The sequence below is a fragment of the Leucobacter chromiireducens subsp. solipictus genome, from assembly GCF_016758195.1.
Lineage (GTDB): Bacteria > Actinomycetota > Actinomycetes > Actinomycetales > Microbacteriaceae > Leucobacter > Leucobacter solipictus.
The window spans coordinates 74106-91147 of the sequence record NZ_QYAC01000005.1 but is presented as its reverse complement, the minus strand read 5'-3'; the positions used below and the strand labels follow the sequence as shown (position 1 = coordinate 91147).

Annotated in this window: 9 protein-coding genes, 1 tRNA gene and 1 pseudogene; 2 read left to right on the top strand and 9 right to left on the bottom strand. The window is 57.7% G+C overall.

Features of this window, described 5'->3' with window-relative positions; all coding sequences use genetic code 11:
• Positions 1-78: 78 nt before the first annotated feature.
• The 4 genes and pseudogenes from D3230_RS10205 to D3230_RS10190 all read right to left on the bottom strand — a co-directional run bounded on the left by D3230_RS10205 (position 79) and on the right by D3230_RS10190 (position 4616).
• Positions 79-1236, bottom strand: a pseudogene (locus D3230_RS10205) (IS3 family transposase).
• Positions 1237-1566: 330 nt separating this feature from the next.
• Entirely contained in the window at positions 1567-2592 is a 1026-nt protein-coding gene (locus D3230_RS10200; RefSeq protein WP_237467350.1) for an SNIPE associated domain-containing protein, read from the bottom strand.
• Positions 2593-2895: 303 nt separating this feature from the next.
• A complete protein-coding gene (locus tag D3230_RS10195; protein WP_202345157.1) occupies positions 2896-4116 on the bottom strand; it encodes a hypothetical protein in 1221 nt (406 codons plus the stop codon).
• A 423-nt stretch (positions 4117-4539) separates the two neighbouring features.
• Positions 4540-4616, bottom strand: a tRNA-Met gene (locus tag D3230_RS10190).
• 432 nt (positions 4617-5048) lie between these two features.
• Between D3230_RS10190 and D3230_RS10185 the strand changes: the two genes are divergently transcribed.
• Positions 5049-5690, top strand: coding sequence for a hypothetical protein (locus D3230_RS10185; RefSeq protein ID WP_202344937.1), 642 nt, complete (start codon positions 5049-5051; stop codon positions 5688-5690).
• Positions 5691-5924: 234 nt separating this feature from the next.
• On the opposite strand, the gene D3230_RS10180 is transcribed toward D3230_RS10185, so the two are convergent.
• The 4 genes from D3230_RS10180 to D3230_RS10165 form a co-directional block, all read right to left on the bottom strand.
• Positions 5925-6839 carry a DUF4238 domain-containing protein gene (locus D3230_RS10180; RefSeq protein ID WP_202344936.1) on the bottom strand — a complete coding sequence of 305 codons (915 nt, stop codon included), beginning with the start codon at positions 6837-6839 and terminating at the stop codon, positions 5925-5927.
• An 81-nt stretch (positions 6840-6920) separates the two neighbouring features.
• On the bottom strand, positions 6921-7982 hold the full coding sequence (locus tag D3230_RS10175; protein ID WP_202344935.1) for a tyrosine-type recombinase/integrase: 1062 nt from the start codon (positions 7980-7982) through the stop codon (positions 6921-6923).
• Between the two features lie 608 nt (positions 7983-8590).
• Positions 8591-9226 carry a recombinase family protein gene (locus D3230_RS10170; RefSeq protein WP_202344934.1) on the bottom strand — a complete coding sequence of 212 codons (636 nt, stop codon included), beginning with the start codon at positions 9224-9226 and terminating at the stop codon, positions 8591-8593.
• A 709-nt stretch (positions 9227-9935) separates the two neighbouring features.
• On the bottom strand, positions 9936-14063 hold the full coding sequence (locus tag D3230_RS10165) for a DUF7507 domain-containing protein (protein ID WP_202344933.1): 4128 nt from the start codon (positions 14061-14063) through the stop codon (positions 9936-9938).
• Positions 14064-14669: 606 nt separating this feature from the next.
• On the opposite strand from D3230_RS10165, the gene D3230_RS10160 reads away from it, so the two are divergent.
• Complete coding sequence (locus D3230_RS10160; protein ID WP_202344932.1) at positions 14670-15932, top strand: helix-turn-helix domain-containing protein; 1263 nt, start codon at positions 14670-14672, stop codon at positions 15930-15932.
• A gap of 135 nt (positions 15933-16067) precedes the next feature.
• Here D3230_RS10160 and D3230_RS10155 read toward each other — a convergent pair whose 3' ends face one another.
• The gene (locus D3230_RS10155) at positions 16068-16664 is read right to left on the bottom strand and encodes a recombinase family protein (protein ID WP_202344931.1); all 597 of its coding nucleotides are present in this window, start codon (positions 16662-16664) and stop codon (positions 16068-16070) included.
• Positions 16665-17042: the final 378 nt, after the last annotated feature.

Here is a 17042-nt window from a genome sequence, read left to right as displayed (position 1 = left end):
CGCCATACGGGTCCGATGCAGGTTTCAGGGACAGTTTGACCTGACCTACAGTTTGGTTTCCAGTCCCGGTCGCTAGCTTCAGGCGGATGTCAACTGCTTTGAAAGGGCGAGATCGAAGTCCGTGGGAGTTCGATAACCCAACGACGAATGCCTTCGTCTGCGATTGGTGAACACCTCGATGTACTCGAATATCGCATTCGCGAGCTCAATCCGCGTTCTCCATTTCTTCCGGTTCAGCAACTCGATCTGCATCGATGACCAGAACGATTCCATCATCGCGTTATCAAGCGCATCACCGACGGTTCCGAACAACGGCAGAAGCCCTGCAGAGCGGATCTTCTGGGTGAACGCCCACGAGGTGAACTGGACTCCGTGATCGGCGTGGACGATGCCACCTGGGGCTGGTTTTCGCGCGCGGAGCGCCATGTCGAGGGCATTCACCACGAGCGTTGAATCTTGCTTGGAATCGATCGCCCATCCCACGATCTTCCGGCTACAGGCGTCAAGCACCGCGGCACAGAACACTTTTCCTTCCCGTGTAGGATGCTCCGTGATATCCGTCACCCAGAGCTCGTCCGGCGTGTGCCTGTGGAACTTGCGATGCACGAGATCATCAGCAGTAGCCACCCCCTTTCAGTCGCTTCACCTGGGTCGGGCCCGGAAGCCCGTACATCGCGCCGCGAGTCATCAGTACTGAGATCAGTCGACTCGAACACGGGATCTCCATCCCGATGGTGAGCTCAGCGTGGATGCGCCGGTACCCGCATGTTCCGCGGGAGGCCGTGTGAATTTCACGAATCAGACCCGTGAGCCACTGCCTCCGCAACTGCGTAGCGCTCGTGGGACGTTTTCGATACCGGTAATAGCCCTGCCTGGAGACACCCAAGAGTCGGCAGCAGGTCTCTACGGGTGCCCTGGTGTCGACGAGACGATCGATCACCGGGTGCGCCCTTTTGGGTCAACGCGTTCCTCCTCGGAGAGCCATTTCGATGCCAGTTTCACGATCTCAAGCTCCTGCTCGAGCTGTCTGATTCGGCTTCGTGCTGCTCGCAGCTCAGCGTCTTCGCTGCTAGATCTACCAGGTCTGCGGCCACAATCTATATCGTCTTGACGGAGCCAGGAATGCAGCGTGACCTCGTGGATGCCAAGGTCTGCAGCGGTTTGCGTGACCTGTCGGCCCTCGCGGACGAGCGCGATTGCGTGTGCACGGAACTCAGGTGGATACGGGCGTGGCATGCTGGTGAGCCTTTCATGAAGGCCATCGACTAGCTACCCCGAGTGGAAACCAAACTGTAGGTCAGGTCAGAATGTCACCTAAAGGTGCGTCAGACCCTATATCCATAACCTGGTGAGCCATGATGACCCGCCTTCCGTTTCATCGATGAGCGGCATCGTTCCGCCAATGAGGAAACCACTCTCACTGCTCGCACTTCGCAGCCTTACACCATCGAAAGCATGAGTATAAGCGCAGAGGTTGCTTACAAGACACTTCTCAGCGACGAAGCCCGGAACTCAGGCGCGGCCAAAGACGTTCGAGCACCAGTTGCTTGGAGCACGTCATGCTCATCAGGTTGCACGCATCTGGTGAGGCCAGGAGCCGACTGATTGCCTGTATTCAGTAGCTTCCGCCTCTTCCGTGAACTCGAGAATATTTCCAACTCGTTGCAGCAAAACTTCTCGTACTTCGCTAGGTGTGGCAAAGAAGAATTCCTTCCGCGAATTTGCCTGGTTAAGCGCCCGCGTGGCGAAATTCTTGTGCAAGTCATTTTCCAGCGTCACGGCATCCTCTGAGAAGAAGAGCGCATGTACGTCAAATCTGAATGGCACGGAAGCACCGCTGAGTTCAGAGATACGTTCCAAAGGCTGAAGACGCCGGGTTAGTCCAATCTTGACCACGCCCGAGCCAAAGGCTCCCTCGTTCGAAATTACATAAATGTAACCCGCCCGAATGTTAGCTGCACGATAATCGTTCTGCTCGATGGCTTGATCTACAGCTGCAAGCCGCGCGATCAGATCTGAGTCTTCTCGACCTTGCAACCGGAGCGCTGCAAGGGTATTTGTAAGGTGGGTTCGTTCCTTATCCAACCGAGCGCGTTCTTCTTCAAGTTCGCGTTGCACTCGGGCTTCCTCCCGAAGCCGCGCTCGTTCTTCCTTGGCCTCTTCACGCTCTTCTTGCTTCTTCATCAGCCAATCAGCCGTAAGCTCAATTTCGGCTATGCGAAGCTGGTGGAAAGCCTCGTCGATCCGCATTTCCATGAGAGCGCCAAGTTTTGCAATCGCCGAACGTGAAGCTTCAAGACGCCGCTTCGCAGTCTCTATGTTTCCCGCCCGGAGCGAGCGGATCACATTGTCTGCTTCAGCGTTATAGGCACGAAGCATCAACTTGCCAAGGTCAGCGGTCATCCGTCGCCCTTGGGCGAGGGAGTTGTTCAATGTGAACAACTCAGACTTTGCAATAGCCCGACCGCTTCGCACCAAGTCGGCAATGTCTGATTCAAGAGATTTCAGGCGTTCTTTGTATGCTGCCGCCGACTCAAGTGGATGGTGATAGCGATAGATTCCTACGTCCTGAAGGACACGTGCGTCATCCAATTCGATAAGCCCATGCCCTGATGATTCCTCAAGTCGAAGTCTCAGCTCAGCGTTCTCTGCTTCAAGAAACTCGACTCTTGCATTTTCGCTAGTCCCGGGAGTGCTGGTCTTAGCTGCCTTAGCTGCCTCGTTCTCGGCATCCCCAGTTGTATTTACGGCAGGTGTCCCGTCATCAGATACCCAGAGTTGCCACCCTGCAGGCGGTTCCGGCCAGTTTGAGTCTGGGGTCCACCCCGCGGGCGGTTGCCATCCTGCCGGGGGCTTAGGCCAGCCCGGTGGTGGATTGAATACAACGCTCATTGTCTACGACACTCGCTTAATACCAGAAGAATCAATTTCTACAAGACCCATCGGGTTTTTAGAAACCGTAGCTCCAAGGTGATCGAGCGTTGCCGAGGGAACTACAGAAGAAAGATCCAAACCAGCAAAGGCGCTTCGCTCTACTGCAACAGCAACGAATGGAACATATGTTTCTCGTCCAGTCGCTGGGCTGATCGTCTTCGCCCCCAGTTCCAGGGAGATACTACGCACAATTTCGCGACGATCTGCCTCAAAGACTTCGTGGAGGCTCCTTAAGGCGACCTGGTGCACGATACCGGCGTATCGATCTTTCATATCCTTTTGCGAGAGCTGCGTTTCAGTGATCTGATCCGTCGACTTCGTGTACTTAAACGCTTTGGTCTTTGGGACAGCCTCAGGCCCCGGAATTGTGAGTCGCAGCGTAAGCTCCGCCGCTGTCGGGTCAAAACTCGACTCGTGCTTCACCGGGAAGTGCTCGGGATACACCGAGTTCATGAGCACAATGCTCACGTATTCTTGGACAGCATCGACGGTCCCATACCCAAGACCTGCGATGAGCTGGTCAAGCTCCTCGTTTTGTTCGGCCGCATCTCGCTCGCGCGCTTCGCACTCAGACGCGTAACGCTGCTCGGCTTCTTCCAGCGACACAAGTCTGGCCCGCTCGGCCTCATCGTACTTGGTAGCTTGTGCTGCCCGGCGACCAGGCAACGCTTCCGTAGCGGCTTGCCAGGCATAGTAGTCAGTCGCATACTGTTGCTCCACGGCTGCCTGTGCCGCTTCGAGCTTCTTTTTCTTACCGAAGAACCCTGTCGGAGCTGGCACTTCACCGCGTACAGGCAGGGGTGGATCAGCAATCGGGGTAGGCGAAGGAGTCGGTCGCCTCAACTGTTCAGCAGGAAATGGTGGATGCTCCGCTACCACCCGCAGCGTTTCAAGGTCCACGAAATCATCGACACCAAGTGTTGCTTCAAGAAGTCCATCAAGCTCTGCATAATGCTCAGCCAGTCCGAGGTTCAACGACTCAACTTCTGCCTGCATCGCGGCAACGTGAGCGGCAAGCGCCTCACGTTCGAGTCGCTTTCTATCCGCTTCAGCCGCGCGGGCAGCCGCTGCTTGAGCCCGTTCCGCAGCTTTCTGAGCCTGCTCGGCGCGCCTTGCAGCGGCAAGCTGCTGCCTCGCAGCCGCACGCTGCCTTTGCTCAGCAAGCCGGGCCTGATGCTGCATTTCCGCCAAGAATCCCCTACGACGAGCCACTCAAACCTCCGAATGAACCAAGCCCATCCTAAATTTGAGTCAGGGCACAGCTGAATATCTGGCGACACAGGCTTCCCTATGCGCATGGATTACCAATTGTCATCTTATCGAGTGGCCCGAATGTGACGTCGACACCCCAGGCTGAACATTGGGATGCAGTAAACAAGTTTGCCACACGCACCAAGCGTGTACATGAAATGTGCACACACTGGATTTTGGGCAGCATTTGAGGCACGCGACACAACAGCGACAGTGCTGGCCGTCGGCCTAGAATCAGGGAAACAAGGCTGATAGAGCACCATCAGTGAGCCTGTATCAACGCTGCCGGAGCCCCCATCAGCATCTTCCATCTACAACAAAACCCCCACCATCAGCAGGGGTTTTGTGTGACTCTGGTAGCTGAGGCGGGGCTCGATCCCGCGACCTCACGATTATGAGTCGTGCGCTCTAACCAGCTGAGCTACTCAGCCAAACTCTTGGCGAACCAAGCAGAGTCAGAGCCCCGAGCCAGGATTGAACTGGCGACCCCTTCTTTACCATGGAAGTTGTCTTATCTCTCATCAGGCATTTTGCTTTACTGTGGTCTGCACATTTTGCACATGACTCATTAGTAGTTTTAGCTGCTCCCCATAGCCAGTGGGTCGCATCAACGAATCGATACCCAGGAGAGGTGTCCATGCCGTGTCCATCCGGCACAGAATAGGCCCCTGAACGCACGCCGTGCACCCCTGACACGGACGGCAACGGCCTAGCCGGATTAACGCCATCAAACGCTGAGGCCGGATTTAGAAGAAGCCAGCCCAAGCCTCGCTTCGTTCTTGATCGCTGGCTACACAACAAGCCACACAAGTACGCTCAAAGAACCGGACTGAAATGTCGGATGCGCCTCCTAAGCTCTCCGTATGGCAACTAGGAAACAGGATTCAGAGATTTGGGACGCAAGGCGTTTCGCCGAGGGAGCATCAAAAGCTCGTGAGACCGTCGAGCAAACGGCCTACTTTATCGTCAGCGCGAAGAAGCGCCCTGACTGGGAGTCACACCGTCCGGGCGTCGAGCTTGTCTTCTACCTGGCACTCATCGACTACGAAACGAAGGCGCTGGTATATCGTCTTCTGGAATCCCCTGAGGACCGGTACGTCTGGGAGAAATATCTCGCGCTACACCTTTACGAAGTACTAGAACGCGCGCCTCTTGCAATCAGTGAGGCTATCCGCGAGATGAGTAGACCCGGCAGCGCGTCCAAGGCTGACCCAGAACTCCATAAGGCTGCTGCCCGACAGTTCCGCGAGGATCTCCGCCCCATTCGTCAGGACGCTGACTTCATGAAGGCGCTATCTCTGATCCGTAATGCCGTGGCGGCCCACCACGCCGACAAGAAGTCCGCCACGATGGACCCCAGCATCACCTGGATGCTGACGACAGCGACACAGCGGAACAATGGCGGAAGTCCGATGTCGAGCCAGATTCTGGAGTACTCCGTGCGAGCTGCGATGGCCGTTCAAGATTTCGCGCACGCATCGATACGCGGCGATCAGACGACTTAAATCGTCCTTCAACAGGGAATCATGTTCTCTTGAGGCTGCTACATGCGCAGAAGATCAATTCACCTAACTACTGCTTCTATCGTTCGTTCGGGCGTGATGCAAGGTGAGATGCCAACCCGGCTTACTACGCGAACAAGCGTCAGATCCAACTGCTCACTTCGGAACGACCTTAAGCCGCTAATTCCACGCAGTAGCCGCGTTCAGCACACTTAGAAAATCAACAACGGTCCTCCTTCACAAAGAAGGAGGAATACAGGAACGCAATCCCCTCGCTTCGAAAACCCAGTCCAGGAGAGGGACAAGGACTTCCTTAGGATTCGCATCACCAGGGAACGCGATGAAGGACCTCGCGTTAAGGACAGTGTGCATGTTTACAGTATTTGGATCACCACCCCAGCGTTCATTCCGATGGTGAATATGAAGCGCCATCCTCGGGGATAAAGCTATCGTGAATCCCTCCGCGCGCGAGAACGGGACGTTGACTCCAAATTTTGCTCCCCAAACTTCCGACGGGCTGGGGGGCTTGCCGAGAGCGCTGACACCATACTGAGCAGCAAACGCATCTGAGACAACAAGTTCGGGCTGTTCGAAGCGCATCACGTCCCATCGCAGCGACAATAGGTAGTGGACGAATGGTTCATAACTTTCTGCTACGGAAACCGAATCATTATCCTGAACCGCCCACTTACCCAAAAGGTTCCACAGTCCCGTTCGAAGAAGGGTGGTCTGCAGCTCGAACTGAGTACCTTTGAGTTCCTCTTCGTTGGGCGCGTCCCCCAGGACGTGGGCCACCGAGCCAAGGAATGTCCTGCTCCTTGCCCTCTGGAGCGCAGCTAGCCAAGCGATGGGCTCTTTCAATTCACGCGAAACCAAGGAAATGCTTTTGTCCTCATGAAGCTGTTTGATCGCTAAGCTTGCGGCGGTCTCTAACTTGTTCATAGATGCTTCGAGCGTCGTCCAATCTTCAGTGCCATCGGCCTTGATCATGCGATGTCCACCATTGACATGGCCAACGTTCTTGACCGATGCCTTGTATGGAAGACTTCTCTCCTGCTCGATTGGCATCACCCATAGTTGTTCGTCGGAGGCAAAGTTGTTAAGCAAAAGCTGGGGAACAAAGTGATGCTTCTTCGGATGTTGATTGCTCACAAAATAAGAGTAGCTCCGCATCAGCGGGCCTGATGCGGACCAAGACGACCAGTCTTCTCAGCCCGCACCAGACCCAATTACCTATTTGGCTGTGATTCCAAGGCGTTGGTTATGGGCGTTGATCATTGCTACACCCGCAGCGCTCGCCTGATCACCCACCAAGTGCACATACTTCATCGTGGTCTCAACCCGAGCATGTCCAGCCCACTTCTGCATGAGCGGCACTGGCAGCCCGGCTTCTGCCCACGCAGTAATACCTCCATGCCTCAGCGAGTGGAGATTCTTCCCCTGCCCGGTCTCGTCCCAGCGCAGCCGCCACTTGAAACGTGTGCGGGTTAGCTCAGGAAAAAGTCGTTCTCGTTTTCCTCGGCCTTCCACCATCCGCTGCAAGGTCGGCAGAATCACGTTAGAGATCGGAACCCAACGAACCTTTTTCGTCTTCGTGCTCTTCGGAACAGTCTTCCCTTCTGACAGAGACCGCTGAACGAGCACGCGCGGCTTACCATCAAGCATCACATCACCGACTTCCATCGCGCGAGCCTCTCCCCAGCGCAGTGCGAGGAAGTAGATCACCAACGCGATCTCAGCCATCCCTCTGTCCTTTTCCTTCCAAATGAGGAAGCGCTCATCGATCTCAGTGCCCAGCCACGGGATTTTCTCTGGTGACAGTTGCGTGCCAGGGATCGCCGCGGCTCGTGCAGGGTTCCGTGTGATGATCTGCCGCGTGTTCATCAAGTAGGTAAAGAACGCAGAGAGAGTCGTCCGATACCGGATAATGCTTCCTTCTTTTCGCTCGTGCTCTCGCGCGTCCTCGGCTAACGCCTTCTCAACATGATGAGTCTTCACGTCTTTCACCCGGAGGCTCAGGAACCATGTCGGAACTCGTTTGAACATATGCTTATCAGTTTCCCGTGTTGCTTCAGAAACTCGGTTCATGAGTTCCCGATACTCATGAAAATCAGCCACATACTCAGATACCTGACGACTGCCCTGACGCACATCGATACCGTCAGCATATTCTTCCAAGAGCTTCCGCTCGTATGCCTCCGCGTCACGCTTCAGATCAAACTTCCTCGATCCGAGGTACTCGCCGTTTTTGCGCACCATCGCCCGCCAACGGTTCCCATGCTTCTTGACGGTCATTTGGCTGCCCCCTGCCCACGTACGTATGCGTCTATGAGTTCGCGCGAGTAGACCCGCTTGTTCTCCGTGACCGTGAGGCACGCTCTAGCGATCGGGTGGTCGGGCTTAGTGAGCGCGACTCGTCGCACTGACGTGCGGTCAACGCCGATGCGCGTTGCCGTCTCGGTCTCGGTGTAGGTGCCAACCTCGACCGTCGCCACTTCTGGAGGTGTCTGTTCTTGCATCTTTGGAATCATTGGTGATTCTCCTTCTTGAATCATTGATAGGTGCGGCGGCTAGCACCTGCCCCGGTGCGGGGTGGTGCGGGCTGCCACCTACGAGAAGCGACTCAGACACATGCGTCACAATAAGCACCGCTTCACACGCTGAGCACAATGACTGCCTTCGGGATGACGAGCAAGATGGGCTACTCCCACGACTTCTTCCCGCTCGGACCTTCTTCTTGGTGTCCTTCTTTACTGATTCGGTTTGCTCGTTTCCGACGCTGCTCGCGGTAGCACCGTGCTTGGACGGCGGTTGCGCGCCCACCTGAAAGTGATCACGTAGGCACACAACTCTCTCCGTCTTGACGGCCTCAGCCGGACCTATGCCCGAGAGGGGATTAGCGCTCAGGGGTAGTTGGAATACTCCCCGTGTCGGTGGGTTGCGAGGAAGAGTGTTGCGGGCGATACCCCAAGGCCTTCCGCTATCTTCTTGCGGGGGATGTGTGCCTCGATCTGCCGCTCGGCAAGTTCCACGTCCTCGATGGACAGCGCAGGCTTCGTATCTTCGTCTCCGCCATTACTGAAGAAGTGGTTGTGCCAGACGGCCCCAGCGTTGCGGAGGGCTCGGTCAGCTGCGCGGATGTGGTTGAGTACGAGCCAGTCGCGTTCCTCTGCCGTTGACCGTTCAAGCGTCACTGGCTGGCAGATCAGCTTCTGGTCACCGAACTGCACTTCCAGCCCCTTACCGGTGAGGAGCGTCAGCATGTCGATTGCGTCAGCGAGGGTGGTGCCGAGGCGGTCGATAGTGGCGACTCTGATCACGTCGCCCCGCCTTGCGATAGTCAGCATTGCGTTGAGCTGTGGTTGAGAGCCGTTCATGCCTGAGGTGGCGTCGATGAATAGGGCCTCGACGGTTCCCAGGAGCGCTTCCTGGGCCTCTGGTTCGGTGTCGTTGTCGTGGATGCGGAGGTATCCGATCACGCGGGGCTCGCGTTCGGGTGCATAGGTGCGGGGCATAAGTTTTGAGGCTTTGAGTGCCATAGCTTGCTGTTCCTTAATCGTTTGCCCTTGGCAGCCAGGGGTTGGCTGCTTCCCAAGGGGTCTCGATCATGCCCGCGCCGCTACGTGCCCGCGACCGATCTACAGAACGACTTTCATCCATCTGAAATTGCAAGAGTTTCATCACCCATGAGCATTTCCCGCTCCTGGTCGCTCGACGCTCGCTTCTGCACGTCTATGTGCTCGCGTCGGCGCTCGTTTGGGGTCCGGCTCGCATCCAATTGGCTAATCTGCCGTCGAGGCGATCGTTAGGCCAGACTCCGACAAGCCGTGCTTGGGTAGGCCCGGCTTCTCATGAGCTTCGGGGTGAGAATCGGATGCGGGTTCGCATCGCGCAGACAGATCAAGCTCACCTCGTCGGCTATGTAGGAGCGTGATGTTCCACCGCGGCAACAAACATCGGCCCGGCTCCCAGCTCAGGCTTTAACAGGACATCAACTGCCCCAAAAGGTGTGTGCCCCGTATCGGACCTTAGTCCGATACGGGGCACACAAACGCCGCCTAGGCTCGCAAGGGGGGGATGAGCCCGGCGGCGTTGGACGCCACAACCAGCACTTAAGAAGCTCCGCTAAACGGCGGTGCCCTTCGGCTTGCGTGACGGGTCTTTGGGCTGCTGCAAGTCACGGAGCACCGTCTCAAGCCTTTACGGGGGAACCCGAGGGCTTGAGACGGTGCCCCAATGAACTCGTTGCTAGCTCAGCTGAGTGAGCTCGCCAGCTGTGCGGCGCTTGCGCACCATCAGTAGCAGGAGCGCTCCGCCTCCGAGCAGCAGACCTGCGGCGAGGATCCCCGCACCGACGTAGTCAGAACCGGTGATCGCGAGCGTCCCAACGACGACCTTCACGTCGTCTTCGTCGGTCACTGACTGTCCCGAAGGCGGGTTTCCGGTAACGGTGGCATGGTTATCCACTCGTCCACGGTCTCGATCGGCATCGGTGACCTTGTACTCTGCGGAAGCAGTGACCTGCTCGCCCGGGGCGAGTACACCAGCTTCGGTTGGCCATCCGCCGTAGGTGATCTCCGACAGGCCCGCGAGCTTGTCAGTGATCTCTACGCCCGTGAGCGTGACGTTGCCGGTATTGGTCACGGTGAAGCTGTAAGCGATAGTGTCACCGTTCAGCTTCCCGGTCTTCACCAGCTCGATGGAGGGGGACTGGGGCAACGGCGTCTTCTCGTCGTCGTCATCGTCCACTGGATCGCCGGTCGGCGGGGTGCCGGTCGTGATCGCGTGGTTGTCCACGTTTCCAGCGTCTACATCAGCTTGGGTGAGCGTGTAGGTCGCTGTCGCGGTCACCTGTTCACCTGGAGCGAGGGTCCCTGCTTCGCCGGGCCAGGTGTAGCTCAGCTCAGAGAGGCCTTCCATCTCATCGACGATCGTCACGCCTGTAAGTGTCACGTTGCCGGTGTTGGTGGCGGTGAAACGGTAGTTGACGGTATCGCCCGCAACTGAGCCGGCTCCCTGTTCGAGGCTGCTCGACTTCCGCAGATCGATCCCGGGGCCAGGGGCGACAGGTACGGTCACGTCGTCCGTGTCCGTCACGTCCTCCCCCTTCGGCGGGGTACCGGTCGCAGTTGCAGTGTTGTCTACACTGCCTGCATCCACGTCAGCCTGGGTGAGCGTGTAGGCGGCACTGGCTGTGACGCTCTCACCCGGGGCAAGAACCCCAGCCGTTCCGGGCCACGTGCCGAACACGATGTCTGACAGGCCCTCCAGCTCGTCGACAACCGTGACATCAGTAAGTGTGACATTGCCGGTGTTGGTGACAGTGAAACCGTAGTTGACCGTATCGCCTGCGAATCCTTCACCGTCGAGCTGACCGGTCTTCACCAGATCAATTACGGGCAGCTGCGTGAGCGGCACGTCATGCTCATCCTCGTCCTCGACTGGCTCGCCAGTGGGCGGGTTGCCGGTCGAGATAGCGGAGTTGTGGACAATACCCGCGTCGATATCGGCCTGGGTGATGGTGTAGGTCGCGGTTGCAGTCACCTGCTCACCGGGAGCGAGGACGCCTGCTTCGCCGGGCCACGTGTAGGTCAGCTCCGACAGGCCTTCCAGCTCGTCAGCGATTGTCACGTCAATGAGCGTTACATTGCCCGTGTTCTGCGCGGTGAACGAGTACTCGATGAGATCGCCCGGGACTACGGTTGCACCGTCTTCCAGCCCGCCGGCTTTCACTAGAGTGATCGCAGGTGAGGGCTCAACGGGAACAATCACAATGTCGTCATCCTCCACCGGATCACCCGTTGGCGGGTTGCCAGTAGCGGTTGCGGTGTTCTCCACACGCCCGCTATCTACATCGCTTTGCGTGAGGACATACGATGCGGTCGCAGTCACACTCTCTCCGGGTGCAAGCACACCAGTGTCACCAGGCCACACGCCGTACGCGATCTCTGACAGGCCGTTGAGCTCGTCCGAGATCGTGACACCCGTAAGTGTCACATTGCCGGTATTCGTTGCGGTGAACGAGTACTGGACGGTGTCGCCAGCTTCACCGGTTGCGCCGTCTTCGAGACCGCCTGTCTTCACAAGGTTGATCGCCGGGTTTGAATCCACAGGAACAGTCACGTCGTCCTGGTCTTCGACAGGTTCACCAGTTGGCGGGTTGCCGGTGGCGGTGACAGAGTTGTCCACGCCGCCTGCATTCACATCGTTCTGAGTGAGGACGTAGGTTGCCGTAGCCGTGACGCTCTCCCCGGGTTCGAGGACGCCAGCAGCAGCGGGCCATGCGCCGTACGTGATGTCAGACAGGCCGGGAAGCGGATCTTCGAGCTCGACATTAGTGAGGGTCACTGAGCCGGTGTTGGTGACAGTGAAGCCGAACTCCACAGTGTCACCCGCCCGACCAGTCGCATCCTGTGCAAGCGCACCCGTCTTCTCAACAGCGATGCGCGCATCCTGCGGCAGCGGGACGGTGGCATCGTCGGTGTCGGTGACATCGTCGCCAGCGGGCGGGGTGCCAACGGTCGTAGCGGTGTTATCGACTACTCCTGCGTTCACGTCCGACTGCTTCACCGTGTAGTTTGCGGTGGCAGTGATGTTCTGACCGGGCGCAAGAACACCTGTTTCACTGGGCCAGTCACCGTACACAATGTCGGAGAGGCCGGGCATGTGATCGGCGATCGACACATCAGTGAGGGTCACGTTCCCGGTATTGGTTGCCGTGAACTTGTACTCGACGGTGTCACCGGGCTTGCCGGTCTGCCCCTCAGCGATAGCACCGGTCTTCACAAGGGTGATTGCCGGGTTGGACGCCAGCGGCACATCGTTGTCATCAGTGTCAGCCACATTGTCGCCGGTAGGCGGGGTGCCGGTAGCGGTTGCGACGTTGTGGATGTTGCCAGCGTTCACGTCCGACTGCTTCACCGTGTACGTGGCGTTCGCGGTAACGCTCTGGCCGGGCTCGAGAACGCCAGGCGCTCCTGGCCATTCAACATAGGTGAGGTCCGAGAGCCCAGGGAGCGGATCAGTGATTTCAACACCGGTGAGGGTCACCCCACCGGTGTTCGTTGCGGTGAACGCGTACTCAACGATATCTCCGGCGACGCCAGTCGCGCCGTCAGAGAGGCCACCAGTCTTCACAAGCTCGATAGCCGGATCGTTCGGAAGGAGTACCTCTGCGTCATCTTCATCGGTCACCGGAGGGCCGGTCGGCGGGTTTCCGGTGACGCTTGCGGAGTTCTGGACAACCTTGTTGTCCCGGTCCGACTCAATGATCGTGTACGTTGCTGTCGCTGTGACTTGCTGACCAGGCTCAAGCACTCCTGGCTCGCCGGGCCAGCTGTACACCAAGTCCGACAGCCCCGGCTTCGGATCTGAGATCTCAACGCCAGTCAGGGTGACGTTGCCAGTGTTCGTCGCAGCGAACGAGTACTCAACCGTGTCTCCGGCAAGCCCGACAGAGCCGTCAGCGAGTGCTGCGGTCTTCACGAGCTCGATCGCTGGATTCGATGCTGCAGCACAGTTGTCTGAAATGAGGGCGAGGAGAATGTCCGAGAGCCCCTCGAAGTTCGTTGACAGGTAGTCGCTGCCTTCAACGGGACCCGAGATCTGTGACATGTGCTCGCGGAACTCGTCCATGTCAGTGATGTTGTCCGTCAGGCCAACACCGACGACACGGGTGCCCTGAGCCTTGACGGCATTCGCGCTCGTCACTGCGGCGTTAATCGTGGCAGTGTTCGTGGAGTTGCCGGGCCCCTGTGCGGGGCTGCCGTACTGAGTCGGGTTTCCATCGGTGACGAACAGGAGCGCGTCGTAGGTGTCACTGCTGCTACCCACTGCAGCGAAGGCTCGGTCCCAGTTCGTGCCCCCCTGCTGGCTGGAGGGGCGTTGGATACCGTTGACCCAACTTGTCACCGCTTGCACGCCTGCATTGTCGAGCGCCGTGATCGGCAACGGAGCGTTGCTGCCTGCGTTTGTTGCCGGTGCATTCGAGGCGAAGTTGTGCAGCGACAACCGCACGGGATATTCGCTCAGTGACTCGGCCAGTTCTGCCACGCCGTCGCGCATTTGCTGCAACTGCGCGTCATCGACGCTGTTCGAAAGGTCGAGGCTCATGACGAGGTCGAGTTCGCACTGAGCTGGCATGGGTGGGTTGTCGGCGGGCGGTACCTGTGCTTGAACTGCCTGCGCAGCTCCTGCGCCACCGAAAGTCAGAAGGGAGGCTGCAAGCGCAGTTGCTAGCACTTTCTTGATACCACGCCCAAACCCGCTGTAGGAATGGTCGGACCCCATAGTCACCTCCTCCGTCGTAAAGGGCACTTCTTTGCCCCGCAAAGTTTTCCGTTGCACGTTATTCCTTTCCACTTTCAGTGGAGGCATTGGTTCTGGTTTCGTCGATGGTCATCGATTCGTATGATTCGGAATCCAGAAACGACGTACCCTCTTTGAACCTTGATCCAGACCAGTGGGAACGCTCACAAGGCACGTCGAGGCGCATGCGAGGGTACTGGGCTTAAAGGTAAAGCCTCCAGTCACCCAGTATTCTTAGATTTTTCGCAGCTGAGCAGGGATTTCACCCCGCCTGTGGGAACTTCACCCTTACTTCACCCCGGGCGGTTCTCGCCTCCACCCCTGAGTCGTGTGAGCATGAACTCCAGGTTCAGCATGCAGAGAGGTGCGTGAGAAATGTCTGTCGAGGGCAGCGAGTCGGCTTCACTGGCCAACGGTCGTGGCCTTGCCTGGGCTCTAGAACCAGCCTTGCATTCTTGTGATTGGGACAAGGTAGCGGAGTTGCTGGTGGATGCCCCCTTGTCGCTCGTACACGACTCTGGGGGTTTGTCCCTGATGCAACGCACCTTGGAGCAAATGCCTAGGGAATTTCGCGACGCTCGACCAGACCTGCGATTTCATTTGGAGCTCACTGGCCTAGCGCCAATATCGGACTTTCAGTTCGAGGCTGCTAGGTACTCTGCGGCAAGGACTCCTATGTCACGCGCTGCGCTCGTGCGGAGAGTAACTCTTGCTGTAATTGCGCGCAGGTTGGATGGACTCGTAGATGAAGCACTCGAGCTTGTTGGCGATTCAGAAGCCTGGGTTCTTGCTGAGGCCAGCAGGATCGGCTCCGCAGCTGAGAAGGCCGCGTCCGCATATTTTGCCCAAGCGGCCAAGACGCATCTGCTGGCAGGAAACCTTGCGAAAGCGCTCGAAGCGTATCTGCAGGCATGGCGCTGGAGGCATCAAGATGAATTAGGGGTCATTGCGCACGAGGCAGCCGGGAACATTGGGCTGATCCATGCTCTCATGGGCCGACTCGAACAAGGAAAAGAATGGCTTACCCGGTCGCGCGCCTGGCCCTCATCGATTAGCCCGGACTACTCTCCGGTGGTGCAGTTTGCCGCTCCGCTTGCTGAGTTCATCATTGCCACCGAGGAACTGGATCTCTTGAGGGCTAGAACCTTGCTTCAGGATCTGGCGCAACCGACACACGGATTCGAGTTCTATCATCTGATTGTTGAAGCACGGGTGAAGTTCTTGCTCCTGTCGGGACAACCGCTACAGGCTCAACAGCAAATTGCCGAAGCGTCTAGCTGGCTGCCACAGGACGTCTTGAAACGGTTGAACGTCGAAGCTCTCATCAGTCTTGGAGACATCGAAGAAGCTTCAGGGCAGCTGGACTCAATCCATGACACTGCATTTGTACAGCTGTTTCGGGCGCGGATCGCGTCATTGAGCGGCGATTACCAACACTCACTTGATGAGCTAGCCGCAGGTGCAATCAAAGCTGAAGACCGCGCGAAGCTGGACTATCTGGCCCTCGAAGCAAGTTGTCAACTGGTGTTAGGCAGGAGAATCGAAGCCAAGGAAACGTTTGAGGAACTGTTAAATCGCTTTAATGGCTGCATCTCGGTGTTCGCTTCAGCCCCATCGGACGCCGCTCGGGCTCTATTTGACCTCGTTCCGGAATCTCCCTGTACTGACGCTATCTACGAGAAATGGCGGTCCAGTGGCGTCGGCCCCCAATTTAACTTTCCGCAGGGAGATGACAAGGCACCATTAGTTGGCCTCACGTCTCGCGAACTCGTAATCCTCAAGCAGCTATTGAGAGGTTCTTCGAGAAAGGAAGTCGCTGCTCGTGAATCAGTATCTCTAAATACGGTAAAGTCCCAGAGCCGTTCGGCGTTTCGGAAGCTCAGCGTTTCAAGCATCCAAGAGGCACGTACTAAGAGTATTGCGCTGGGAATTATCTAACCGCGACCGCATGCAGAGACACGCGTGGAGCACCTTATGGCAATAGACCCTGGCGGGGGTGGGGAAGGTCTAATCCACAAAAGCGGGTCTCAGTACTTTGCGCCCGATACATTAGAGATCAAGAGCTGCGGTGGACTATTCGTGCTCGACTTCCACTTCACTGTACCTACCAGTACCCTTCAATGCTTGGTACAACGTCGAGCGCGATACCCCTAGGCGTTCGGCAATCCGGGTCTTCGGCACCCCTGAGGCAATCAGCGCCTGTGCTTCCGTGATCTGCTCCGATGAGAGCTTCGGTGCGCGGTCGTACACTCCGCGCTTCCTCGCAGCCCGGATGCCTTCTGCCTGTCGTTCCCGGATCAGTGCGCGTTCGAATTGGGCGATAGCGCCGAGCATCGCGAGCATGAGTTGATCCATCGGGGAGGCATCCGCGCCGGGCTCAAACTTCAGTCCTTCTTTCACGAACTCCACACCGATACCCTCGTCGGTGAAGAAGTGGATCAGCTCGTGTAGGTCGTGGGTTGAGCGCGCGAGACGGTCGATGCTCGCCACTCGGATCTTGTCGCCGGTTCTCGCGTATCCGATGAGTTCGCGCAGTTCTGGTCGGTCGGTGCTGCCTCCTGATGCGTAGTCGGTGAAGTTCCGGTCGGTTGAGCCGATGCTTTCGACCTGCCGTTCGGGGTTCTGGTCGATGCTACTGACTCGTAGGTATCCGATGAGTTGACCGGCCATGTCTAGACCTCCATGCGTAAGTGTGTTTTGTGGCGGGATGCCACCCTGAACAACACACTTTCAGGCAGCATGCTCACTGCCCGGTGAGGTGTACCCCACCGCACACATCACCTCCCACGACGCTCTCGAATCAGCGCCCGAAAGCTAAGCACACGGAGCGAGGGCGCTCAGCTATCGGGCTGGCACCTGTAACGCCGTCCGAACCGCCGAAGCCCGCACGCGACGCGGAGGCGAACTAACAAGCGTGATGCGGCCCCGAGGGGCCACGCGCGCCCGAAAAGCGCGCCACGGGGCCGTCCGGGGCAGGAAACAGGGACCCGGAAGGGTTTATTGTGAGCGCGGAGCTAACAAGAAAAACTAACTACGCAAAGGCCCATG

What these genes read in the sequence shown, in the direction of transcription:
- D3230_RS10170 (WP_202344934.1), bottom strand. Translation starts at nt 9,226, where the DNA reads ATGGCACTCAAAGCCTCAAAACTTATGCCCCGCACCTATGCACCCGAA.
- D3230_RS10165 (WP_202344933.1), bottom strand. Translation starts at nt 14,063, where the DNA reads ATGCCTCCACTGAAAGTGGAAAGGAATAACGTGCAACGGAAAACTTTG.
- D3230_RS10185 (WP_202344937.1), top strand. Translation starts at nt 5,049, where the DNA reads ATGGCAACTAGGAAACAGGATTCAGAGATTTGGGACGCAAGGCGTTTC.
- D3230_RS10195 (WP_202345157.1), bottom strand. Translation starts at nt 4,116, where the DNA reads ATGCAGCATCAGGCCCGGCTTGCTGAGCAAAGGCAGCGTGCGGCTGCG.
- D3230_RS10160 (WP_202344932.1), top strand. Translation starts at nt 14,670, where the DNA reads ATGTCACGCGCTGCGCTCGTGCGGAGAGTAACTCTTGCTGTAATTGCG.
- D3230_RS10155 (WP_202344931.1), bottom strand. Translation starts at nt 16,664, where the DNA reads ATGGCCGGTCAACTCATCGGATACCTACGAGTCAGTAGCATCGACCAG.
- D3230_RS10175 (WP_202344935.1), bottom strand. Translation starts at nt 7,982, where the DNA reads ATGACCGTCAAGAAGCATGGGAACCGTTGGCGGGCGATGGTGCGCAAA.